Annotated in this window: 21 protein-coding genes and 1 riboswitch; of the genes, 10 read left to right on the plus strand and 11 right to left on the minus strand. The window is 68.8% G+C overall.

Features of this window, described 5'->3' with window-relative positions; genetic code table 11:
- From ACFK0J_RS11795 to ACFK0J_RS11820, 6 genes are read right to left on the minus strand one after another with little or no spacing between them, the layout of a single operon-like run.
- Positions 1-1,620: an ABC transporter substrate-binding protein gene (locus ACFK0J_RS11795; RefSeq protein ID WP_378739322.1), complete on the minus strand. Its 1,620-nt coding sequence runs from the start codon at positions 1,618-1,620 to the stop codon at positions 1-3.
- Entirely contained in the window at positions 1,617-2,720 is a 1,104-nt protein-coding gene (locus tag ACFK0J_RS11800) for an LLM class flavin-dependent oxidoreductase (protein ID WP_378739324.1), read from the minus strand. The genes ACFK0J_RS11795 and ACFK0J_RS11800 overlap by 4 nt, the downstream gene beginning before the upstream one ends.
- A complete protein-coding gene (locus ACFK0J_RS11805; RefSeq protein WP_378739326.1) occupies positions 2,717-3,238 on the minus strand; it encodes a GNAT family N-acetyltransferase in 522 nt (173 codons plus the stop codon). Before ACFK0J_RS11805 ends, ACFK0J_RS11800 begins: the two co-directional genes overlap by 4 nt.
- Positions 3,239-3,242: 4 nt before the next feature.
- Entirely contained in the window at positions 3,243-4,202 is a 960-nt protein-coding gene (locus ACFK0J_RS11810) for an ABC transporter substrate-binding protein (protein WP_378739328.1), read from the minus strand.
- 14 nt (positions 4,203-4,216) lie between these two features.
- Positions 4,217-5,011, minus strand: a complete 795-nt coding sequence (locus ACFK0J_RS11815) for an amino acid ABC transporter ATP-binding protein (RefSeq protein WP_378739330.1) — start codon at positions 5,009-5,011, stop codon at positions 4,217-4,219.
- Positions 5,008-6,042 (minus strand): amino acid ABC transporter permease, encoded by a 1,035-nt coding sequence (locus ACFK0J_RS11820; protein ID WP_378739332.1) that lies wholly within the window; start codon positions 6,040-6,042, stop codon positions 5,008-5,010. Before ACFK0J_RS11820 ends, ACFK0J_RS11815 begins: the two co-directional genes overlap by 4 nt.
- Positions 6,043-6,228: 186 nt before the next feature.
- A riboswitch (SAM riboswitch) is annotated at positions 6,229-6,323 on the minus strand.
- A gap of 247 nt (positions 6,324-6,570) precedes the next feature.
- On the opposite strand from ACFK0J_RS11820, the gene ACFK0J_RS11825 reads away from it, so the two are divergent.
- Positions 6,571-7,308: a hypothetical protein gene (locus tag ACFK0J_RS11825; protein ID WP_378739334.1), complete on the plus strand. Its 738-nt coding sequence runs from the start codon at positions 6,571-6,573 to the stop codon at positions 7,306-7,308.
- A 7-nt stretch (positions 7,309-7,315) separates the two neighbouring features.
- On the opposite strand, the gene ACFK0J_RS11830 is transcribed toward ACFK0J_RS11825, so the two are convergent.
- The 5 genes from ACFK0J_RS11830 to ACFK0J_RS11850 all read right to left on the minus strand — a co-directional run bounded on the left by ACFK0J_RS11830 (position 7,316) and on the right by ACFK0J_RS11850 (position 12,422).
- Positions 7,316-8,503: a glycosyltransferase gene (locus ACFK0J_RS11830; protein WP_378739336.1), complete on the minus strand. Its 1,188-nt coding sequence runs from the start codon at positions 8,501-8,503 to the stop codon at positions 7,316-7,318.
- Between the two features lie 7 nt (positions 8,504-8,510).
- Positions 8,511-9,257 carry an LppM family (lipo)protein gene (locus tag ACFK0J_RS11835; RefSeq protein WP_378742771.1) on the minus strand — a complete coding sequence of 249 codons (747 nt, stop codon included), beginning with the start codon at positions 9,255-9,257 and terminating at the stop codon, positions 8,511-8,513.
- A gap of 96 nt (positions 9,258-9,353) precedes the next feature.
- The gene (locus ACFK0J_RS11840) at positions 9,354-10,187 is read right to left on the minus strand and encodes a carotenoid biosynthesis protein (protein WP_378739338.1); all 834 of its coding nucleotides are present in this window, start codon (positions 10,185-10,187) and stop codon (positions 9,354-9,356) included.
- The gene (locus tag ACFK0J_RS11845) at positions 10,184-11,749 is read right to left on the minus strand and encodes a phytoene desaturase family protein (protein WP_378739340.1); all 1,566 of its coding nucleotides are present in this window, start codon (positions 11,747-11,749) and stop codon (positions 10,184-10,186) included. The genes ACFK0J_RS11840 and ACFK0J_RS11845 overlap by 4 nt, the downstream gene beginning before the upstream one ends.
- A gap of 61 nt (positions 11,750-11,810) precedes the next feature.
- Positions 11,811-12,422, minus strand: coding sequence for a GNAT family N-acetyltransferase (locus ACFK0J_RS11850; RefSeq protein ID WP_378739342.1), 612 nt, complete (start codon positions 12,420-12,422; stop codon positions 11,811-11,813).
- 140 nt (positions 12,423-12,562) lie between these two features.
- Here ACFK0J_RS11850 and ACFK0J_RS11855 point away from each other — a divergent pair, with 140 nt between their 5' ends.
- The 9 genes from ACFK0J_RS11855 to mraY all read left to right on the plus strand — a co-directional run bounded on the left by ACFK0J_RS11855 (position 12,563) and on the right by mraY (position 22,750).
- Complete coding sequence (locus ACFK0J_RS11855) at positions 12,563-13,003, plus strand: SAV_6107 family HEPN domain-containing protein (protein WP_378739344.1); 441 nt, start codon at positions 12,563-12,565, stop codon at positions 13,001-13,003.
- 147 nt (positions 13,004-13,150) lie between these two features.
- On the plus strand, positions 13,151-13,579 hold the full coding sequence (locus tag ACFK0J_RS11860; protein WP_378739346.1) for a DUF3040 domain-containing protein: 429 nt from the start codon (positions 13,151-13,153) through the stop codon (positions 13,577-13,579).
- Positions 13,580-13,995: 416 nt separating this feature from the next.
- Positions 13,996-14,427, plus strand: a complete 432-nt coding sequence (gene mraZ, locus ACFK0J_RS11865; RefSeq protein WP_040733463.1) for a division/cell wall cluster transcriptional repressor MraZ — start codon at positions 13,996-13,998, stop codon at positions 14,425-14,427.
- A 196-nt stretch (positions 14,428-14,623) separates the two neighbouring features.
- Complete coding sequence (rsmH, locus tag ACFK0J_RS11870) at positions 14,624-15,598, plus strand: 16S rRNA (cytosine(1402)-N(4))-methyltransferase RsmH (RefSeq protein WP_378739348.1); 975 nt, start codon at positions 14,624-14,626, stop codon at positions 15,596-15,598.
- A gap of 82 nt (positions 15,599-15,680) precedes the next feature.
- Complete coding sequence (locus ACFK0J_RS11875) at positions 15,681-16,508, plus strand: hypothetical protein (protein ID WP_378739350.1); 828 nt, start codon at positions 15,681-15,683, stop codon at positions 16,506-16,508.
- The gene (locus tag ACFK0J_RS11880; protein WP_378739352.1) at positions 16,505-18,397 is read left to right on the plus strand and encodes a peptidoglycan D,D-transpeptidase FtsI family protein; all 1,893 of its coding nucleotides are present in this window, start codon (positions 16,505-16,507) and stop codon (positions 18,395-18,397) included. Before ACFK0J_RS11875 ends, ACFK0J_RS11880 begins: the two co-directional genes overlap by 4 nt.
- A 96-nt stretch (positions 18,398-18,493) precedes the next feature.
- The gene (locus tag ACFK0J_RS11885) at positions 18,494-20,086 is read left to right on the plus strand and encodes a UDP-N-acetylmuramoyl-L-alanyl-D-glutamate--2,6-diaminopimelate ligase (RefSeq protein ID WP_378739354.1); all 1,593 of its coding nucleotides are present in this window, start codon (positions 18,494-18,496) and stop codon (positions 20,084-20,086) included.
- On the plus strand, positions 20,083-21,597 hold the full coding sequence (gene murF / locus ACFK0J_RS11890; protein WP_378739356.1) for a UDP-N-acetylmuramoyl-tripeptide--D-alanyl-D-alanine ligase: 1,515 nt from the start codon (positions 20,083-20,085) through the stop codon (positions 21,595-21,597). Before ACFK0J_RS11885 ends, murF begins: the two co-directional genes overlap by 4 nt.
- Positions 21,598-21,673: 76 nt before the next feature.
- Entirely contained in the window at positions 21,674-22,750 is a 1,077-nt protein-coding gene (gene mraY, locus ACFK0J_RS11895; RefSeq protein ID WP_218475864.1) for a phospho-N-acetylmuramoyl-pentapeptide-transferase, read from the plus strand.
- Positions 22,751-22,776: the final 26 nt, after the last annotated feature.

Genomic DNA, 22,776 nt, shown 5'->3' on the forward strand with positions numbered 1-22,776 from the left:
CTACCGCCCGCTCAGCCAGGCGTCGAAGAACTGTAGTCGCGCCGACGCCTCGAACTTCAAATCCTGGGCGGTCCCACCCGCCCCGATCGCCTGGGACAGCTCCACCGTCGGAATCCACAGCCCGGCGTCGAGCACCTGCTGCTGCGCGGTATGCACGAGCGTGGTTCGCGCATCGGTGTCGGCCGTGCTCAGCTGTCCGTCCAACGCGTCGTCCAGCGCCGGGATGCGGTCGCGCGCATTGAGATTGCGGCCGTCGAGGCCGAAGGTGGTGCGCAGGATGTCCCCGTCGGCGCGGGTGGTGTTGTAGTAGGTGCTGTCGAAGTCCTTCGCGTTCTGCCGAGCCGTTGTCTCGGCGAGTGACAGCAGGTCCAGCTTCAGTTCGACCCCGACCTGCCGCAGCTGCTGCTGCACCAGCTCGATGATCGCCTGATTGCCCGCGAACACCTGACTGAAGATCACCGAGAAAGACAGCCGCTCACCATTTTTCACCCGGATGCCGTCGCCACCCGGCACCCAACCGGCCTGATCGAGAATGCCGCGTGCCCGCTCGGGGTCGTGGGCTAATCGCGCCGAAAGATCCTGGTAGCCGGGCGTACTGCTGGCCAGCGTGCTGGTCGCGGCCTTGAACTGCGGTCCGAGCACGGTGTCCACCAGCTGCTTACGGTCGATCGCGGGTAGCAAGGCCTGGCGGACCGCGGGATCGCGCAACGGACCGCGGGTCACATTGGGTTGGAAGCCGAATGGCACACCGGGATTGGCGGTGCTCAGTACCCGTCCGCCGGTCGCCTCGATCTGCGGGGTGTCCTGCGGCAGCGCGTCGCTGATGGCATCGAGCTGTCCCGAGGCGAGGCTGCCGGTGCGCACACCGGATTCGGGCACCACCGTGAATTCGATCTTGTCCAGGTACGCCTCACCGCGGTGCCCGAACACCGCCGAACCCCAGTGATAACCGGCGCGTTTGGCCAGCGTCACCGACGCGTCCTGGCGGTAGCTCGCGTAAGTGAACGGACCGCTGGCGATATTGTCGCCGAGGCAGCGTTGCTCTGCGGACTCGGCCGTGGTGGCATCGGCCAGAATCCCGAGCTGGGTGGTCGAGGAGGCCTGCAGGAATTGCGCGTTGGGCTTGCTGAACTCCACCCGTGCGGTCAGCCGGTCCACGGCCGTGGTGCCGGCATAGTTGGTGAGGTAGCTGGCGGCCAGCGGTGCTTTGGCCGACCCGAGCCGGATGATCGAATCGAAAGTATTGCGCACCGACTCGGCGGTGAGCGGGGTGCCGTCGCTGAAGGTGACGCCATCGGCCAGGTGGAAGGTGAACACGCTCGCGTCCGGTGTGACCTCCCAGCTCTGCGCGAGCCACGGCTTCAGTTCGCCCGTCGTCGGGTCCTGGTCGGTCAGCGAATCGACGATCTGCCTTGTCACGTACAGGGTTTGGTTGCTGCCCGACTGCGCGGGGTCCGAGCAGGTCGGTGCTTGCGAGAGGCCGTAGCGCAGGGTGCCACCCGGCCGCGGCGGGCCCGCGGCGCTGCCGGGTGCGGCCGAATCACTGCCGCAGGCGGCCACGGTGGTGGCCGTGGCAACTGCGGCTGCCAGCACGAGTATTCGGTGGCTGGTTCGGATCACGGTGCTACTCCAGATGTTTCGGTACGGACGAGCTCGTCGCGTGGGTCCAGATCGGCGCCGGTCGCCAACGGGCGACTGGGAATTCGACGGCGCAGTTCTGGCGCCACCTCGGTCTGGAACAGCGCCAGGCTGTCCAGGTAGTCGATCTGCGGGCGGCCGTCGCGTTCGACGGACAGGTGGATCACCTCGTGGCCGAACCGCTCGTGCTGCCTGCCGACCTTGTCGATCACCTGCTCCGGGCTGCCGACCAACGCCGAACTCCGGGTGACGAAATCGTCCAGGGACTCGAACACGATCGGCAGGCCGAGCCTGCGTGCCAATGCCAGCCGCGCCTCGAAGATCGGCCGATAGGTGTCCAGAGCCTGCTGGGACGTGCGCGCGACATGGAATCCGGCCGTGCCCGCGCCGACCAGTGCGTCGGCGGGATTGTGCCCATAGAACTCCCAGCGCTCCCGGTAATAACGGACCAGTTCGGCGTACGGCTCGATCGGGTTGGTGACATTCGCCGAGAACAACGGATCACCGTGGCGCGCCGCGAGTTCCACAGAGTCGCGGCTGGTCGCGCTGCCGTGCCAGATCCGGATCTCCGGCTGCCACGGCCGTGGCAGGGCCTCGGCGTTCGTCAACTCCGGGCGGAACCGGCCCGACCAGGTGACATTGTCGCTGCGCCACAGTGCCCGGAACAGGTCGTAGCCTTCGCGATTACGGTCCCACTGGTCGTCGGTGGTGACCTGGAACAGCTCGGCCTGCGCGGTCCCGTTGCCCTTGCCGATGATCAGCTCCAACCGGCCGCCGGACAGGTTGTCCAACGTCGAATAGTCCTCGAAGGCGCGCACCGGGTCGAGCAAGCTCAGCGTGGTGACCGCGGTGAACAGGGTGATCCGTGCGGTGACCGCGGCGATATGGCTGAGGATCACCGGGGGAGCGGCGGATAGGAACGGATCCTCGTGCCGCTCACCGACGGCGAAACCGTCGTACCCGAGATCCTCGGCCAGCCTTGCCTGTTCGACGACGTCGCGCAGCCGTTCCCTGGTGCCGGGCATTCGCCCGGTCGTCGGGTCCGGCACCCGGGTGACCAGGGTGAACAGCAGGAACTTCATGCGGTTGCTCCTAGTTCATCGGCGCGCAGGTGCTTTTCGAACGGATGCGGGCCGAGCTCCTCGGCAGGCACCGCCGGGTCGTAGAGCGCGGTGTATCCCGCGGCCAGGTAGAGACCGACGGCCTCCGGCTGGCGCGGACCGGTGGTCAGGTAGATGCGCCGGTACCCGCGCCGGGCGATCTCGGCTTCGAGCTGCTTCAGCACGAACAACCCGAGCCCCTGCCTGCGATGTTCACGCGCGGTCCAGATCCGCTTGAGCTCAGCCGTTTCCGCGTCGTAACGCTGGAAGGCGCCGCCCGCCACCGCCTCGCCGTCCCGGGTGACGACGAGCAGCGCGCCGTGCGGCGGCGCGAACTCGGCGGCCGGGTAATCGCGCAGCGTCGCGTGCATCTCACCGGCGCTGCGGCCGTAGCGACTGCTGTACTCGACGGCGAGTTCGGCGAGCAGCGGCGCGGCCAGCGGATCGTCCTGGGAGACTTGGTGTACCCGGAGGTGCTGGGCCGAAAGTTGTTGTGGCACCGGTTCACCGCCCCTTCGGTAGGCCGGGCGGGTTGATCCGCGATTCGGTGACCTGCTCGGTCCGCAGGCCCCACCGATCGATCACCTGCTGGTAGGTGCCGTGTTCGATGGCGTAGGCGAGGGCGTGCTGGATGGCCGTGGCCAAACCGGTGTTCTTCTTGGTGAGCACCGCTATCTCGCCCTGCAACGCGTCGCCCGCGCCGGAGAAGGTGGCCAGGATCTTCGTTTGTTTCGCCGTGGCGGAGTGATAGATCGCGGTGGGGTTGGGGCCGATGAAGCCGTCGAGACGCTGCGAGGCGAGCGCGAGGTAGTAATCGCTGGTCTGCTGGAAGTAGGCGATATCGATGGGTGCCAGGCCCTCGGCTCGGTTCTGCTCGTTCCACTTCACCAGGAGCTGTTCCTGATTGGTGCCGCTGCCGACGCCGATCCGCTTGCCCGCCAGACTCTTACGGTCCTGGTACGCCAGGGTGCTCTGGTTGGGCACTTCCAGCGCCACAGTGTCCTTGCGGTAGGTAGCGAAGTCGTACTTTTCCTTACGCTCCTCGGTCACCGTCACGTTGGAGATGAAGGCGTCGACCTCGCCGGAATCGATACGGACGAAGTTCTGCGACCAATCCGCGACCTGCGCATCGAGTTTCAGGCCGAGAATGTCGGCGATCAGCGAGGCGAAATCGACCTCGGAGCCGACCACGGTCTTGTCGTCCTCGGCATAGAAGCGCAGCGGCGGCGCGGTGCCGGACGAGCCGGTCACCACCAGGGTGCCGCGGTCCCGAATGGCCTGCGGCACTTCGGCGGCGATGCTGTCCACCTTGGCGGCGCGAACGCGGCCGGACTGCGCGGCGGAGAGGTCGAAGGTGATCGCACCGGCGGGCTGGGCCGCAGAATCCGCGTCGGGGCCGGTGCAGCCGGTGGCCAGCAGCACGACCGCGGTCGCGGCGGCGGTGGCCAGGGCGGAAAGCTTCATCGGGTACCTGTTCATCAGCGGACTCGGGACAGAAAGGCGCGGGTGCGCGGGTGGCGCGGGTTATCGAGGACGGAATGCGGCGTGCCCTGTTCGACGATGGCGCCCGCGTCCAAGAACACGACGGTGTCGGCGACCTCACGGGCGAAACCGATCTCGTGGGTGACGATCACCAGTGCGGTGCCGCCGTGCGCGAGGTCGCGGATCACGTCGAGCACCTCGCCGACGAGCTCGGGATCGAGTGCGGAAGTCGGCTCGTCGAACAGGATCACCCGGGGCCGCAAGGCAAGTGCTCGCGCGATCGCCACCCGCTGCTGCTGTCCGCCGGACAGTCTGCGCGGATACGCGTCGGCCAACTCGCCGATGCCGACCCGTTCCAGCAGCACCCGCGCCTCGGCTTCGACCTCCTTGCGGTCGCGACGCTTGCCCGATCCGCGGCCGGGGCCGCGTGCGGAAAGCGGGGCGAGCGTGACATTGTCGAGCACAGTCAAATGCGGGAACAGGTTGAACTGCTGGAAGACGAACCCGATCCGGGAACGCTGCTTGCGCACCTCACGATCGGGCAGCGCGTGCAAGGTGTTGCGGCGCAGCCGATATCCGATCAACTCACCGTCGATGTGCACGGTGCCCGCATCCAGCGACTCCAGATGATTGATCACCCGCAGCAGGGTGGACTTGCCGGAACCGGACGGGCCGATCACCGCCACCACCTCGCCGGAGCGCACGGTCAGATCGATGCCCCGCAGTACCTCGTGCGCGCCATAGGATTTGCGGACGCCGCGGACCTCGACGGCGGGTGCGGCGGCGGTCATCGGGTCGCTCCTCGTGGCGCGGTGGTGCTGTTTTCGGCGATCTCGCGCAGCTTCTGCCAGGCCCGCGCGACCGGCGACGGCGGTGGGGTGCGCTGGGTGCCCTTGGCGTAGTGGCGCTCGATGTAGTACTGCGCCACCGAGGCAACGGTGGTGAGCACGATGTACCAGGCGGTCGCGACCATCAGCAGCGGCACCACCCGGCCGTTGCGTCCATAGATCACCTGGACCTGGTAGAACAGCTCCGCGATCGCCATCACCGAGACGATCGAGGTGCCCTTGAACAGGCTGATCACCTCGTTGGTCGCATTGGGCAGGATCGACCGCATGGCCTGCGGGACCACGATGGTGCGGAATTGCCGCAGGCGCGGAATGCCGAGCGCCGCAGCAGCTTCCAGCTGGCCCGCGTCCACCGAGATGAGGCCGGCGCGGATGATCTCCGCCGAATATGCCGCCTGATGCAGTGCCAGCCCGAGCACCGCCGCGGTGAACCCGCTGATCACCCCGTTCACCTCGAAGGTGAAAAACGCCGGGCCGAACGGGATTCCGAGCGACAGCGTGTTGTACAGGTAGGCGATGTTGAACCAGAACAGCAACTGCACGATGAGCGGAATCGAGCGGAACGCCCAGATGTAGCACCACGAGATCACCCGCAGCACCGGGTTGTTCGACAGTCGGGCGATCGCCAACGCGGTGCCGAGCAGGAAGCCGAGAGCCGTTCCCCACGCGGTCAGTTGCAGCGTCACTTTCAGCGCTGCCAGCACTGATTCCGCGGTGATGTACTTGGCGAACGTCGGCCAATCCCAACCGGGGTTGGTGGCCAGACCATGGATGAACTGCGCGAGCAGGATCAGCGCGACGGCGCTGATCACCCACCGCCACGGGTGCCACTGGGTGGCCACGGTCGGTGCGGGGGCGGACTGCGTCAGGTCTGTGTCGGCACCGGTTTCGGTGTCGAGAGCAACCGGCGTGCCGAGATCGGCGTCGGTTTCGCCGGGGACGGCGGCGGCATCGGGTGCGGCGGACGCACTCATGACGGGGTCCTTCGGAAGAACGAACGAGACCGCGCCACTCGGGCCGCGGTCACATCACCCGGCCAGCGACGGGTGCACAGACTGGCTGCGGGTCAGCCTCGACAGCTCGCGGACGTCACTTTGCACTGATCGATATGGCGACGGCCCCAACGGGTGCCGTGGGCAGCGGAAATGATCACTTCGGTTCCTCCATCGGTCCCGGCGGAAGCACCCGCACCCGGTGAACCGGGGGGTTGCTGCGACGTCGACGAGCCAGGTCTCTCGGTCGCTCTGGATGGTTGTCGCCGATCCGGACATCGGGTGATGCCAGGGTCGAGCCGAATTATCATGCCCAGCAGGCGAACCCTGGAGCAAGGGAAGTAATCACGGTGAGCATAGATCTTGCCGGGGTCCGACTCGCGGAGTAAATCCGATAGCCGGACATGAGCTGACCGAGCCTGGCACAGGACACGCCGATGCCTTTCCGGGCGTAATACGGCCGGTTCAGCGGGTTTGCCGGAGTACCGTCGACCTTCGATTGCGTCGACGATGAGAGAGGTCTCCGTGACCGTGATGCGCCGTCTGACCATATTGTCCGCTGTCGCGACCTGCTCGGTCGCGCTGGCCCTGGCCGCTCCCGTCGCGAGCGCGGACCCGGCTGCACCCGCTCCTGGCGCGGCCCGCACAGCGGGGGATGGTCCCGCCCAGACCGGCACCGCCGCGTCCGGCGATCCCCTCGACGTCTACCACACCGCGATCGAGGGCCTGCGTTCCTTCGGCATGCAGCCGTTCCTCTACCCGACCGCGGCGGCGTTCTGCCTCGGCGGCACCACCTACGGACTGGCCCCCGCGATGGCCGGTGCCGTGCCGGGCCCATGGCCCAAGACTACGGTCGCCATTCCCGGACTCGACCTGACCGCCGTCAAGGCCGGGCATACCATGTTCACCTTCATCCCGTACGGCCTGGGCCCCGACGGCCCGGACACCACCGGCATGCATGTCGCCTGGATGAACGTGACCAGCGGCCGAGGCGGCCTTGCCGCCATGGGCCCGCTGTCCACCGTCGTCGGTGGCATGATTCCCGCCGAAGTCCCGCCCGTCCTCCGCCCGATGGCCGAACGCGCCATCCAGGACTTCTTCTTCGCCGCCCTCCCGATGGGCGGCGTTCGCGCCGTGCCCGTCGAGACGGGCACCGGTACCGTGCTGGCCGCGGTTTTCGGCACGGTGGAGAACGGCGGAAAGTCCTGCTTCTTCTTGCCCACAGTTGGCATCACCGAGGTCCGGTAAGCCCCAGTTAGGCGCCGACGGAGTCGAGTACGCGACCCTTCCAACGCAGCGCCCCGCGTCGGCGGGCGCGGTGCGAGCGTGCCCACAGCCGGAGATAGGCGGCGATGGACAGCGGGTGGGCCAGTGCGGCAACGACATCGGTAGGGGCGACCGTACCGCCGGTTTCCAGGGAGCGGGACAGCAGCCTGCCGGTGACGGCGGCGGCGTAGCCGACGAGTCCGACGCGGCGGACGGTGCCGCGAGCACGGAGCGCCGCCAGGGGCGGCACCCAATAGGCCACGGCGGCAAGGAGACCCACGGCCGCGCCGCCCGCGATCGTGCCGCCGTAGGCCGACCACAGCCAGCGGGTGTAGCCGTCGTCGAGTTCGCGTGCGCCCGAGTACATCCGGGTGCTCGCCAGCCGTCCCGCGCACACGAGCGCGGTGGGTTGTCCGGCGCGGCGCAGTGTTCGGGCGATATCGAGGTCCTCGGTGACACTGGCGGCCACCGCGGCGTGCCCGCCGACGGCCCGGTAGGCGGCGGTGTCGAACACCAGAAATTGGCCGCAGGCAACCGAAGTCGACGGCCGCGGACTGCGATTCGCCACCGAGATCGGCAGCGTCGTCGCCCACGACCAGCACAGCAGCGGCTGCACCAGCGCCTCGGCCACGGACTCGGCCAGCTGCATCGGCCAAGGTGACAACAGCGCGACCCGCCGCCTGCGCAATTCGGTGACCGCCGCCGCGACCGCACCCGGTGCCAGTCGCACATCCGCGTCCACGAACACCAGCACCGGCGTCGCCACCGCCTCGGCCAATCGCGCACCTGCGGCAGCCTTCCCGGTCCACCCGGGCGCTGGTTCGGTGTCGTTGCGCAACACCGTGATTCGCGGATCGCCACCGGCCGCCTCGATCGCCGCCGCAAACGTGCCATCGCCCGACGCGTCGTCGAGAATCAACACACTCATCCGCGCCACGCCCTGCTGCACCCGCAGGTCCGCGATCAGCCCGGGCAATCGCTCCGCCTCGTCACGAGCCGGAACACACACCGTCACCGGCTCGGTCACATTGCCCGCCGCATCCGTCAGCTGCCGCACCGTCATCCGGTTGTACAGCCCGACCCCCGCCCCGCCCACCGCGATCCCGGCCCCGACCAGCGTCACCCATTCGACGAACGGGACCTGCCTGCGGCAAACCGTGAGTGGGGCCTCCGTCATGTCCCGTTCAACGGCCTTGCTTGACCGTTTTCCACCAGCGGCTCCAGGAGAGGCCGGTGGGGGCGCCGGGGGCTGGAGGGTTGCGGTCCATGTAGGCCATGGTGGCGATGATGGCGGCGACGGCGAGGGTGATGCCGCCGACGATGCCGGCCCAGCCCGCGAAGGAGCGGGTGTTGGGGTCGGCGTAGCTGACCTCGGCGCGCACGGTGGAGACGTCGCCGGCGGGGAGTTTCCAGGAGACGATGTTGTCGCCTTCACGGGTGCCGTTGGTCTTGGCGACGCGGGCCGGGAACGCGACGGTGAACTGCACGTCGGAGCCGTGCGGTGGCACGGACTTCAGGTCGACGCGGCCGCTGAGGCTGACCAGGTCGCCGGTGCGCTGGAAGCCCAGCTGGAACATGCCCTGGGTCTGCTCGGACAGCTGACCGAGCTGTCCGACCTCGCCGAACGACATGTCCTCGAAGAACACCTGGCTACCCACGTAGCCGTCCTGGGTGTAGGACTCCACCCGCACCTTCGCCGCGAGCGAGTCGGGCGCTTTCAGCTGCGGGCCCTTGTCATTGGGCTCGGTGGGGACGACCGCGGCGACGATCCGCCCGGACACCCGGTCATTGGACGAGACGCCCATCGATACCTGCACCCGCAGGCAGCCCGCGAGTACGGGAACCAGCAATGCCGCGAGCAGGACGGCCGCGGCGACACGCGCGCCGAGGCGGCGCGGCCGCGGCGTCGGTAGGACCGGGGCATCGGGCATCGTGGTGACGGGACTCGGCTGCACGGGGACATCGTGCCAGGCCACTCGTCCAGATGGCCACGCGACGGGCGGAACGAAGCCCGCGATGTGCTTCACCTAGCCCGCCGGATCGGGTCGGCGGCGGGAAAAGTAGAGGTGACGCAGCAGCGGGACGCCCACTATGGCCAGCCCGACGCCGCCGTAAGCGGCCGAAAACGGCAGGCCGAGAAACACGGCGTGCGCGAGGGTGGACCCGAGCCAGGTCCAGAGAAAAACCGCCACCGGCACCGCGACCGAACCGGTTCCCGGCCCGGTGCGCCGCGCTGTGTTGTCCAGCCCTACTGACGGGATCGCGCGATCCCAGACGGTCAACAGCACACCCATCAGCAGTGTCACCGCGAACCACCCGAGGTAGTTCGTGTACGGAATTTCGGCGAGGCCGGGCAGTCCTGAGTCGGTGTCGCACCACCGCCACTGCCCATCGGTGACCATCTGCGGGTCCAGGAACAGATCCCACCCGACCGCGCCCACCGCCGTCAGTCCGATCCGCGACAGCGCTCGGCGCGCTACCAGCCCGGCCACCACCCACACCGGATACAACCCACCGGTCCAGGCCAGCGGAACCACCAGCGGCACCCCGCCGAGCGCGGGACCCAGCCGATCCACTGCGTACTCGTAGCACCCGAATGGGAACCCCGTTGCGGTACCGACGATCTCGGCGGTCAGCCCGAGCCCGGACACGATCACCAAAAACCCGGCCGCATAACGGATCCCGCGCGTCACCGACGCGTGCGCCAATGCCGTACCCGCCGAGAGCAACACAACAACCACGGTGACCCGGTCTCGGGCAACGCCCGATGTCAGCGGGTACCCGATCTGCGCGACGATCAGCAGCGCCGCGAGGGCGATGGGCACAAGGTCGACGCGCGACGACCTCGCGGGGGTCATCATCGCCTGCGCAGCAAGGGGAATCGGCTGCGCCGCAGGTCGCGAAGGACCAGGTTGGCGGCACTGCGCCCGCTGGCGCCGGAGACGCCGCCACCCGGATGTGTCGACGCGCCGGTCAAATACAACCCCGGTGCGCCCGGCACGCGCTGCCCGGACAGCTCCGGCAGCGGCCGCCAGAGCATCATCTGATCGAGCGACATCTCCACGTGCATCACATTGCCGCCGAGCAGCCCCATCTCCCGCTCCAGATCCACCGGCGTCTGCACATGCCTGCGCAGCACCGACTCGGCGAAACCTGGTGCGTAGGAGTCCACTTCGGCAATGATGCGATCGGCCTCCCGGTCGGCGTGCTCGGTCCAGTCGCTGCCGTCGGCCAGCCGGTACGGATGCCACTGTGCCCACAGCGAGAGCTGATGCTCGCCGGGCGGGGCGATGCTCGGGTCCAGCGCGCTGAAACTCATCGCGAGCACCACCGGCCGCGGCGGCAGATCACCGGCCGACGCGGCACCGTGGGCCAGCCGGAGCTGCCGTCGGTCGGACACGAGAAATTGCAGACCACGGGCGGATTCATCGATCGAGCTGCCGGGGTAGTTCGGCAACGACCGAGTGGCGACCCGCACCACCATCCCGATCCCGGGACCGACTCGGATGCGCCGCCGCCAGTCGTCGAGCACCGCGCCGTCGAACCCGCCGTCACGCAACAGATCCAGCGTGGTCAGCACATGCGTGCCCGCGATCACGGTGTCGGCGTGCAGGATTCGCCCCGAGGCGGTACCGACTTGCCAGCTGTCACCATTGCGCCGCAGCGAGGTGACCGCGTCACCCGCCGTCACCACGCCGCCGTCGGAGCGCAGCCGCCGCACCAGCGCCTCGGTCAAGGCCCCGCTGCCGCCGACCGCCCGGCCGGGCGGCAACGTGTGCATGAGCGCGGCGAACCCCACCATCGGCGCGGTCCCCGGTTCCGACATCGGCGGACCGGACTGCGCGCCGAACCAGGCCAGCGACGCCTTGAGTCGTTCGTCCTGGAAGTACGTGTCCAGCAAGGCGTCCCCGGACTGCAGGAACTCCCGGGACAACGCGCTGCCGCCGTCTTTCGCGTCCAGTCCCCAGAACGAGCGCAGCAACCGGCCCGGCGTCGGCCCACCGCCGAACGCGCGCATCACTCGCGCGCTGCGCGGCCCCCACACCTCGACGAAAAGCCGGTACGCCGCCGCATCCCGGTCGCCGCAGGCGGCGGCGATCGAGGCGCAGGTGGCAGCCAGATCGCGGTGGAACACCAGCGGTGCGCGCCCGCCGTGCGCCGGGGTGAAACCCCAAGGGTCGCAATCGATGTACCGCAGGCCGAAACGGGCGAGCTCCAATTCCTCGATGATCCCGGTGTGCCGGACCATGATGTGCGCGGATGACCCGCGGTCGACCAGGTGACCGGGAAACCGCTCGACCGTCGACACCGCCCCGCCGAGCACCTCGTCGCGTTCGAGCACCTGCACCGCGTGCCCGGCGCGCGCGAGATAACAGGCGGCGACCAGCGCATTGTGGCCCGAACCGAGCACCGCGATCGTCACGTGAACCGCATGCCGGTGGTCCGTCGACGGCCCGAAGGCGTTGTGCGCCAGGACACCGCCCTCACAGCGGCAGCCGCCGTCCGAGAATGGCGAACGGCCGGGTGTCACCCGCGAACACGAAATTCCGCACCACGTCGGTGAATCCCTGCCGCCGATACAGCCGCCAGGCCCGATTGTCCTCCTGAGCCACCTCCGGAGTGGACAGCAGCACCGCCCGCTCGGACCGCTGCCGCAGCAGCCGTTCCAGCAGCGTGCCGCCGATGCCGAGCCCCTGCGCGGACGGGTGCACATGCAGCTCCGTCAGCTCGAAATAGTCCGAAAGCAATTCGCGCGCAGAATGTTCGGGCCAGCCGGAACGTCGCATCCCGCTGTGCACCTGCTGGTGCCACCACTGCTGAGCGGCGCCGCGGTAGCCATAGGCGATCGCCACGATCGGCGCGGCGCGCAGATCGACCTGCCCCGAATCGTCCGGGACCACCGCGGCGACGGCCTGCCAGCCGGACCGGGTGGTGTGCTCGGTCCACATGGGCGCGCGATGGTGTTCGGTGCCGCGCGGATAGTCCATCGCCGCGACATACACCGCCAGCGCATCGTGCAGCCGGGAGCGCAGTGCCGCGACGGAAAGGTCGACGACGACAGGTGCGGGGGTGTGATTTGGCTTGACGGCGGTCATGGCTCTCGTAGGTCCGCTGAGCGGGCGCGGAAGTTTGTCGGTGGGCGTCTCTATATTCAATCTCAATTCAAACGTTCGAATACCTGTTCGGTCACACCAAGGCAGTGTTGGCTTCAGGTGCGATGCGGAGGGACGGGGAGATGTCTGGTCGGATCGAACATCCGGGGCAGCCCGGTCGAGCGGGCAAGCTGCTGAAGCGGGCCGATGGCCTGCTGATGCAGGCGGCGGGGGAGCGGGACCCGCGGGAGCGGTTCCGCACCGCCTATCTCGCGGCGTTGCGCGGGGCGGGGGCGGTGATCGCACTCACCGGCGCCGACCACGCGCCGCGGGCTCGTTCGCGCAACGCGTGGGTGCTGATGCAGTCCGCCGCGCCCGAGTTCGTGATGTGGGCCGATTACTTCAGCGCGCGCTCGGAGATCAGGGCCGCGCTGGAGGCCGGACTCGATCGCGACATCGACGATCACGAGGCCGACGAGTTCTATTCGCGGGTAGGAGCATTCCTGCACGACGTCGAAGATCTCCTTACCGCATCGGCACGGTTGCGCCCCGCACCGGGGTGGACAGACGGCATGACCGGATAGTGACAGGCGGCACGCCCACATAGTTATGGGCGACTAGGTGGTACGGCCCTGATCGAACTCGTATCATTGGTGACAGATAGCCGCCAAGGTCGGCTATCAGTCGCCTACCCGGAGGCGACAGCCACGCCTAGTGCCGGGGGAGGTACCGTGCCACTCTCCGAGCACGAGCAGCGCATGCTCGAACAGATCGAGAGCGCGCTCTATGCTGAGGATCCGAAGTTCGCGTCGTCCGTCCGCGGCGGGCGCCTTCGCTCGACCTCGAGTCGTCGCAGACTCCAGGCCGCGGCCTTGTTCGTCCTTGGTCTGTTCCTACTCGTCGCCGGCATCGCCGCTCCAGTGAAGCCCGGCGGCTTTCCGATCATCAGCCTGGTCGGATTCATCGTCATGTTCGCCGCCGGCGTGCTGCTGCTGGTCGGCAGCTCCAAGGGCATCGCCAAGGGTGACCGGTCCGGCGGCGACGCCACGCCCGGTGGTCCGAGCGGTGGAACGACCGGACAACGTGGCCGCCAACGCAAGTCCGGCGGTTTCTCCGAGCGGATGGAAGACCGATTCCGGCGACGGTTCGAGCAGGATTAGCTCGCCCGTAGCCTGACAACTTCAGCACAGCCGGCGACGCCGCACCGATCCGGTGCGGCGTCGCCGGCTCGCGTATGCGGGCGTGCGTGCCCGCCGGTGATCTCGGCGCGGGTTCGCGGCGCTTCCCCCACATCTCCCCACAAGATCCCCCACATCGCCCCATCATCGGCCGAGTCGGACCGCACCTGGGCGTTTGCTGGGTGTTTCCGGGCCTTTGTCCATGCGGACTGTGCGTGTCGGCAGAACACGCAAAAAGTTCTCCACCACGGTGATAGCTGGGATGACCTGCGAAATCGTCTGGGCCGGGAGCCAGATCACCGGCAGTTTCGATTGAAAGTGGGGGAAAGTGGGGTAATGTGGAGCGCGCACTACAGGAAAGGCCGACCATCGAGGTGATCGACTAGGGAGGTATCGGGTTGTTTCTCGGTACCTACACACCTCGGCTGGACGACAAGGGGCGACTCACGTTGCCTGCGAAATTTCGAGACGATCTGGCGGGAGGGTTGATGGTCACGAAGGGTCAGGACCACAGCCTTGCCGTGTACCCGAAAGAAGAGTTCACCGCGCTCGCTCGCCGGGCCGCGGCGGCGTCTCGAAGTAACCCGCAGGCGCGCGCATTCGTCCGCGCACTAGCGGCTGGAACGGACGAACAACGTCCGGACGCACAGGGCCGGATCGTGTTGTCGGCCGAACATCGTCGTTACGCGAATCTGCAACGGGATTGCGTGGTGACCGGCTCGGTCGACTTCCTCGAGATATGGGACAAGCAGGCGTGGGACTCCTACCTCGCCGAGCACGAGGAGGACTTCTCGCAAGCGAGAGACGAGTCGCTGGGCGGAATCTTCTAGCCCCGAGCGAACGAGTGCCGCGCGGCCTCTGCCCGGACGCGGACCCTGACGTACTTCCCCGACGCCAGGTGCCGAGGTTCGGTCAGAGACCACGGGGCATTCGTCTCCGGCAGCGTTTCTTTATGCAAAAGCATTGTGGAACAAGGCGACCCGTGCGCGGTGCGCGACGAAGCGAGGCAGATCCCGGGAGGTCGAGGTGAACCGTGAACAGGACGGCCCCCGCCATGTTCCTGTTCTGCTCGGTCGAGCCGACGCGCTCCTCGGACCCGCACTCACCGAACCCGGCGCGGTGTATCTCGACGCGACGCTCGGCCTCGGCGGACACGCCGAACACTTTCTGCGCACCTATCCCGGCCTCCGGCTCGTCGGTCTCGACCGCGACACCGCCGCGCTGAAGCTGGCCGGTGACCGGCTCGCCCCGTACGCGGACCGAATCACCCTGGTGCACACCCGATACGACGGCATCGCCGACGCGTTGGCCGAGGCCGGGCTGGCCGCCACCGGATCGGTCTCCGGCATCCTGATGGACCTCGGCGTGTCCTCGATGCAACTCGACGAAACCGACCGCGGTTTCGCCTACTCCATCGACGCGCCGCTGGACATGCGGATGGACCCGACCACCGGACCCACCGCCGCCGATGTGCTCAATACCTACAGCCACGGTGACCTGGCCCGGGTGCTGAAAACCTATGGCGAAGAACGCTTCGCCGGCCGGATCGCCTCCGAGGTGCTGCGCCGCCGCCAGCAGAAGCCGTTCACCACCAGCGCCGAGCTGGTGGAGCTGCTGTACGCGGCGATACCCGCGGCGACCCGCCGGACCGGCGGACATCCGGCCAAGCGCACCTTCCAGGCGCTGCGGGTGGAGGTCAACCGCGAGCTCGATTCGCTGCGCGCCGCGCTGCCCGCGGCGCTGGACGCGCTGCGCGTCGGTGGCCGGATCGTGGTGATGTCGTATCAGTCACTGGAGGACAAGGTGGTCAAGCAGGAGTTCGCGCCACGCGCGGCCTCCCGCACACCCGTCGACCTACCGGTCGAATTACCCGGCATGGGCCCGGAATTCCGGATGCTGACCCGTGGCGCGGAGAAGGCGACCGAAGAGGAGATAGCGGAAAACCCGCGGGCGGCACCCGTCAGGATGCGCGCGGCGGAGCGAATTCAGGAGGTCGGATGAGACATGAGCTCGTCCGGCGGACCGGGTGCGGGACCTGGACAAGGGAGGCCGGATGTCCCGTACAGACTCACGAGGGGACACTATGAGTATTCGGACGCGCACTGTCGAGGCACCCGGGCGGATCGCCCGCCGGGTCCATGAATCCGAGCGAGTGAAATCGGGTGCCGCACAACGGGCTTACGCCCGGCGCCGACTGCGCGCCGAAACCCGATCGGACACACCTGATCTGCCGTTGCGGCCGGCTTCGGTCATGGCCGCGCGCATTCCGTTCGTCGCGGCGATCATCGCGTTGCTCGGCTGCGGTCTCGCGCTCACCCTCCTGCTGACCACCCGCGCCGCGGAGGACAGCTACCAGCTCGGTGACATCCGGGCGACCAACAAGCGGCTGGCCGACGAGCGGGCGGCACTGCAGCGCGAGGTCGAGGCGGCGGATTCCGCGCCGGAGCTCGCGGCCCGCGCCCGTGAGCTCGGCATGATCCCGGCCAAGGATCCGGCCCGGCTGGTGATCGGCCCGGACGGCACGGTGACGGTGATCGGCAAACCCACGCCGGCACAGGGCGCTCCGGTGCCGCCGCTGAACGTGTCGCCGGCCGCGCCGACCCCGCCGCCGACGGGCAATGTGCAGGCGCGCGGTGAACGCGTGATGCCGGTGACGACCACGCCGACTACCCCGCCCGCGCAGCCGACCCCCGCTCCGGCGGGCAACGCTCAGGTCAACGCCGCACCGGCGAGCCCGGTTCCGGCCAGCCCGCTTCCGCCGCCGCCACCGGCACCCGCACCGCAGGCCGACGCCGCACCGCAGCAGGTGGCACCGGCTGCGGCCGAAACTCCGCCCGCGCCCGCGGATGTCGCACCGGCACCGGCCGAAACGCCGCAGCCGCTGGCACTTCCAGGCGGAGGGGAGCGGTGACGCAGACCAGGCCCGCGCCGCGCCGTCGACGCGGGCCTGGTCCCGCCAAGGCGGCCCGACCACGCTCCGCGCCGCCCAAGAACGACCGGCCCCTGCGCAGACGGCTCGGCGCGGGCCGGATCATCATGCTGATCGCGCTGGGTGTCGTCGCGCTGCAATTGCTGTGGATCCAAACCATCAACGCCCCGAGCCTTTCCGCGCAGGCGGCCAGCCAGCGCACCACGCACGAGCCCGACTACGCGGTCCGCGGCCCGATCACCGACCGCAACGGTAAGTCGCTCGCCTTCACGGTGTCGGCGAAAGAGCTGACCTTCCAGCCGGTTCCGGTCCGCAAGCGACTGGCCGACGCGAAGGCCAAGGACGACAAGGCCCCCGACCCGGACGAGCGGCTGAAGGCCATCGCCAAGACCGTGCACGACAAGCTCGGCAAGTCGGGCCCCTCGGAAGCGGACCTGCTCGCCAAGCTGCGTAGCGACGAGACCTTCGTGTACCTGGCGCGCAGGGTCGACCCGCGGATCGCCGCCGATATCCGCGCGCAGTTTCCGGAGGTCGGCGCCGATACCCAGAACCTGCGCGAACATCCCGGCGGCTCGTTGGCGGCCAACGTGATCGGCGCCACCGGCTGGGACGGACACGGCCAGATCGGCCTGGAATCGTCGCTCGACTCGGTGCTCGCGGGCACCGACGGCTCGCACACCTACGACCGCGGTTCGGACGGAGCGGTCATTCCGGGCAGTTGGCGCGACAAGCAGGATGCCGTGAACGGCAATGGCGTCGAGCTGACCCTGGACTCGGATCTGCAGTACTACGTGCAGCAGCAGGTGCAGCAGGCCCGGGATATGTCCGGTGCGCAGAACGCCTCCGCGGTGGTGCTCGACGCCAAGACCGGTCAGGTGCTGGCCATGGCCAATGACGGCACCTTCAATCCGCAGCAGCCCGCGCAGACCTGGACCCCGGCGGCGATGGGCAACCCCTCGGTCACCGACCCGTTCGAGCCCGGCTCGGTGAACAAGATCGTCACCGCGTCCGCGGCCATCGAATACGGCCTGACCACCCCCGACGAGGTGCATCAGGTTCCGGGCAGCATCCGGATGGCCGGGGTCACCGTCGGCGACGCGTGGGAACACGGCGTCGCGCCGTACACCACCACCGGCATCTTCGGCAGGTCGTCCAACGTGGGGACGCTGATGCTGGCCCAGCGGGTCGGCGAGGACCGCTACGCCGACATGCTGCACCGATTCGGGCTCGGCCAGCGCACCGGCGTCGGCTTGCCCGGCGAGAGCAGTGGGCGGGTGCCCGCGCGCGACCAGTGGTCCGGCGGCACGTTCGCGAACCTGCCCATCGGACAGGGACTTTCGATGACCACGCTGCAGATGACCGCCATGTACCAGACCATTGCCAACGACGGGGTGCGAATCCCGCCGCGCATCGTCCGGGCCAAGATCGCGCCGGACGGCACCCGCACCGAAGAACCGCAGCCCGACGGCATCCGGGTGGTGAGCCCGCAGACCGCGGCGACGCTGCGCACCATGTTCCAAGCTGTGGTGCAGCGTGACCCGATGAACGCCAACCAGAACGGCACCGGCGGGCCCGCCGCCGTCGAGGGCTACCAGATCGCGGGCAAGACCGGCACCGCGCAGAAGACCGACCCGCGCTGCCAGTGCTACTCCAGCGACAGCTACTACATCACCTTCGCTGGCATGGCCCCCGCCGACAACCCGCGTTACGTCGTCGGCCTCATGCTCGACGATCCGGTCCGCAGCTCCGACGGCAGCGGCGGCCAGTCGGCCGCACCGCTGTTCCACAACATCGCCTCCTGGGCGTTGCAGCGCGACCGCATTCCGCCGTCGCCCGGCCCGGTCCGGCAATTCGTCCTGCAGGCCGGCTGAATCTCCGGCGGTGTGGGACCTACGTTGTTCGCCCGTGACCGCCCGTCGGTAACCTGACTCGTCGTCCCAGTCCCGCCCGTATCTGAGAGGAGCAATGTGCCTGCGCAGTCCAGCCAGCACGCGCTCCGGCCCGCCCGGCCCCCGTCGACCGCGCTGACCGCCGTGCTGGCCCTGACCGGCGCCACGGCGACCGGACCCGCACCCGCGGACATCCACGTCACCGGCATCGAACAGCGGTCGCAGGCGGTGCGGCCCGGTGACCTGTTCACCGCCTTGCCCGGCGCGCAGGCGCACGGAGCCCGGTTCGCCGCGGACGCGGTCGAACGCGGCGCGGTGGCGGTGTTCACCGACGCCGCGGGGGCGGAGCTGGCCGGTGAGCTGAATGTTCCGGTGCTGGTGCGGGAGAATCCACGGGCGGTGCTCGGCGAGCTCTCCGCGGCCATCTACGGCGATCCCTGCGAGCGGCTGCGCATCGTCGGCATCACCGGCACCTCGGGCAAGACGACCACCTCCTATCTGGTGGAGGCGGGTCTGGCCGCCGCGGGCCGGTCGACCGCGTTGATCGGCACGATCGAGACCCGGATCGGCGGCCGCCGCGTGCCGAGCGCCCTGACCACCCCCGAGGCCCCGCAGCTGCACGCGATGTTCGCGCTGATGGTCGAGCAGGGGGTGGACGCGGTGGTGATGGAGGTGTCCAGCCACGCGCTGGCGCTGGGCCGGGTGGACGGTGTCCGATTCGCGGTCGGCGCGTTCACCAATCTGTCGCAGGATCACCTGGACTTCCACGCGGACTTCGAGGACTACTTCGCCGCCAAGCGCAGGCTGTTCGAACCGGAGTCACCGGTCGCGGCGCGGACCGCGGTGATCTGTATCGACGACGAGTGGGGTCAGCGGCTTGCGGACGGCCTCGAAGCCCCGATCACGGTGTGTACCACCGGCGCCGGTGATTGGCAGCTGGCCGGGGCGATCGTGGCGCACGGTGGTGAGCAGGAATTCACCGCGGCCGGTCCGGACGGCAATGTTGCTGTGCGGCTGCGTCTTCCGGGCCGCTACAACGTCGCCAACGGACTGCTCGCGGTCGCCGTGTGCGCGGCCGCCGGTGTCGAGGCGTCGGTCGCCGCGCCCGCCCTGGCCACCGTCGACGTCCCCGGCCGGATGCAGCGGGTCGAGCGCGGGCAGGACTTCCTCGCGATCGTCGATTACGCGCACAAGCCCGCGGCGCTGGAATCGGTGATTGCTACGCTGCGTGGACATCTCGCGGCGGACGCACCGGAAGCACCCGGTCGCCTCGCCGTGGTGGTCGGCGCCGGTGGCGATCGCGACGCGGGTAAACGTCCGCTGATGGGCGAGGTGGCGGCGCGTGGCGCCGACTTACTGATCATTACCGACGACAACCCGCGCAGCGAGGACCCGGCGCAGATCCGGGCCGCGCTGCGGTCCGGCGCACTGGACGTGTCCGAGGCCGAGCGCGGCGTCGTACGCGAGATCGGCGATCGCGCCGAAGCCATTGCGGCGGCGGTGAATTGGGCTCGAACCGGAGACGTGATACTGGTTGCCGGCAAGGGACACGAGGCGGGGCAGGAGATCCAGGGTGTGAAGCACCCGTTCGACGACCGCGACGTGCTCGCGGCGGCACTGGACAAGCGAAGTCCGCACCACGCGGACGCGGAGGACTTGACGGTTTCATGATCGAGATGACACTGCGGGAGATCGCGGACGTCGTCGGCGGCACGCTGCACGACGTCCCCGACCCGGAGGTCCGGGTGACCGGTTCGGCCGAATTCGATTCGCGCCGAGTCGGTTCCGGCGATCTGTTCCTGGCATTGCCGGGCGCGCGATCGGACGGCCACGACTACGCCGCCGCGGCGGTGGCGGCCGGTGCGGTCGCGGTGCTCGCGGCCCGCCCGGTGGGCGTGCCCGCCATCGTCGTCACGCCGAGCCCCGGCTCGGTGCCGTCGAGTTCGGTTGCCCTGGCGGCGGATTCGGACGGCTCCGGAGCCGCGGTGCTCGCCGCGCTCGCCGCCTTGGCCCGCGTCAGCGTCGAACGCCTCACCGCGGCGGGAACTCTCACCGTCGTCGGGGTGACCGGCTCATCAGGTAAGACCTCGACCAAGGACCTGCTCGCGGCCGTGCTGGCCCCGCTCGGGCCGGTCGTCGCCCCGCCCGGCTCGTTCAACAACGAGCTCGGCCACCCCTGGACCGTGTTGCGCGCCAACGCCGACACCCGTTTCCTGGTGCTGGAGATGTCCGCGCGCGGCACCGGCCACATCGCCGCGCTCGCCGAGGTCGCGCCGCCGAGCATCGGCGTCGTGCTCAATGTCGGCACCGCCCATCTCGGTGAGTTCGGCAGCCGCGAGGCCATCGCCAAGGCCAAAGGCGAACTGGTGGAGGCGCTTCCGGCGTCCGGGCTGGCCGTGCTGAATGCCGACGACCCGCAGGTCGCCGCGATGGCGTCGCGGACATCGGCCCGCGTGGTGACCGTCGGACAATCCGACAACGCCGACGTGCGGGCCACCGATATTCGGCTCGACGACCAAGCGCGCGCGGGCTTCACCCTGCACACCCCGGCAGGCAGCAGCCCGATCCGACTGGCCGTGCACGGCGAACATCAGGTCGGCAATGCGCTTGCCGCGGTGGCGGTCGCCCTGGAATGCGGCGCGGACCTCGACACCATCGCGCGGTCACTGTCCGACGCCCGTGCCGCGTCCGCGCGCCGGATGGATGTACGCACCACCGCGCGCGGCGTGACCGTCGTCAACGACTCTTACAACGCCAACCCGGATTCGGTCCGCGCCGCCCTCAAGGCGCTGGTCACCCTGTCGCGCGCGGGCGAAACACCGCGCCGCAGCTGGGCGGTGCTCGGTGAAATGGGCGAACTCGGCGAAGAATCCGTGGTCGAACACGACCGGATCGGCCGGCTCGCGGTGCGCCTCGACGTGCACCGGCTGGTCGTGGTCGGCACCGGAAGGCCGTCCCGGGCGATGCATCAGGGAGCGGTGATGGAAGGCTCATGGGGCGAGGAGTCGACCCTCGTGCCCGACATCGGCGCGGCCATCGCGTTGCTCGACGACGAAGTCGAGGCGGGTGATGTGGTGCTGGTCAAGGCATCGAAGTCGGTGGGCCTCTGGGAGGTCGCCGAACACTTGATCGGTACAGAGCCACCCAGCGGACGCCAGGGAAGCACGGAGGCGATTGAGTGAGCGAGCGCAGCGAGCGAACCGATATTGCAGCGACCATCGGTCGAACGGCTGTGCCGAGCGTTAGCGAGGCGCAGTCGTGAGACAGATTCTTTTCGCGGCGGCGATTGCGCTGGCCGTATCGATTCTGCTGACCCCGCTGCTGATCAAGATGTTCGCCAAGCAGGGCTTCGGCCAGGAGATCCGGGTCGACGGCCCGGCCAGTCACCAGGCCAAGCGCGGCACCCCCACCATGGGTGGCGTCGCCATCATCATCGGCATGTGGGCCGGTTACCTCGGCTCGCACCTGATCGGCATCGGTTACAACGCCGACGGGCCGTCGGCCTCCGGACTGCTGGTGCTCGGCCTGGCCACCGCGCTGGGCGGGGTCGGCTTCGTGGACGACTTCATCAAGATCCGCAAGCAGCGCAATCTCGGTCTGACCGCCGCGGGCAAATACCTCGGTCAGCTCACCGCCGCTGTCGTCTTCGGCGTGCTCGCACTGCAGTTCCGCGGGGCGAGCGGGTTGACCCCGGCCAGCAGGCATCTGTCGTACGTGCGTGACATCAGCACGGTGACGATGGGTGTCGTCGTGTTCCTCGTCTTCGTCTGCCTGGTCGTGGTGGCCTGGTCCAACGCGGTGAATCTCACCGATGGCCTGGACGGTCTCGCGGCCGGATCGATGAGCCTGGTGCTCGGCGGCTATGTAGTCATCACGTTCTGGCAGTACTACCACGCCTGCGAGACCAAGCCCGAGGCCGGTTGCTACAACGTCCGCGACCCACTCGACCTGGCGCTGGTCTGCGCGGCGGGCGCCGCCGCGTGCGTCGGTTTCCTGTGGTGGAATGCCGCGCCCGCCAAGATCTTCATGGGCGACACCGGTTCGCTGGCGCTGGGCGGTCTGCTGGCCGGACTGTCCATCACCACCCGCACCGAGCTGCTGATGATTGTGATCGGCGCGCTGTTCGTGGCCGAGACTTTGTCGGTGGTGTTGCAGGTGGCGGTGTACCGCACCACGCGCAACCGGTTGTTCAAGATGGCGCCGTTCCATCATCACTTCGAACTCAGCAAGTGGGCCGAGACTACGGTGATCATCAGGTTCTGGCTATTGGCCGCGATGGCTTCGGCCGTCGGGCTCGGCTTGTTCTACAGCGAATATCTCTCTGCGGTCGGGTGAACTAGCGATGGTCGAACATTCTCCTC

Source organism: Nocardia brasiliensis (assembly GCF_042691675.1).
GTDB classification, from domain to species: domain Bacteria; phylum Actinomycetota; class Actinomycetes; order Mycobacteriales; family Mycobacteriaceae; genus Nocardia; species Nocardia brasiliensis_D.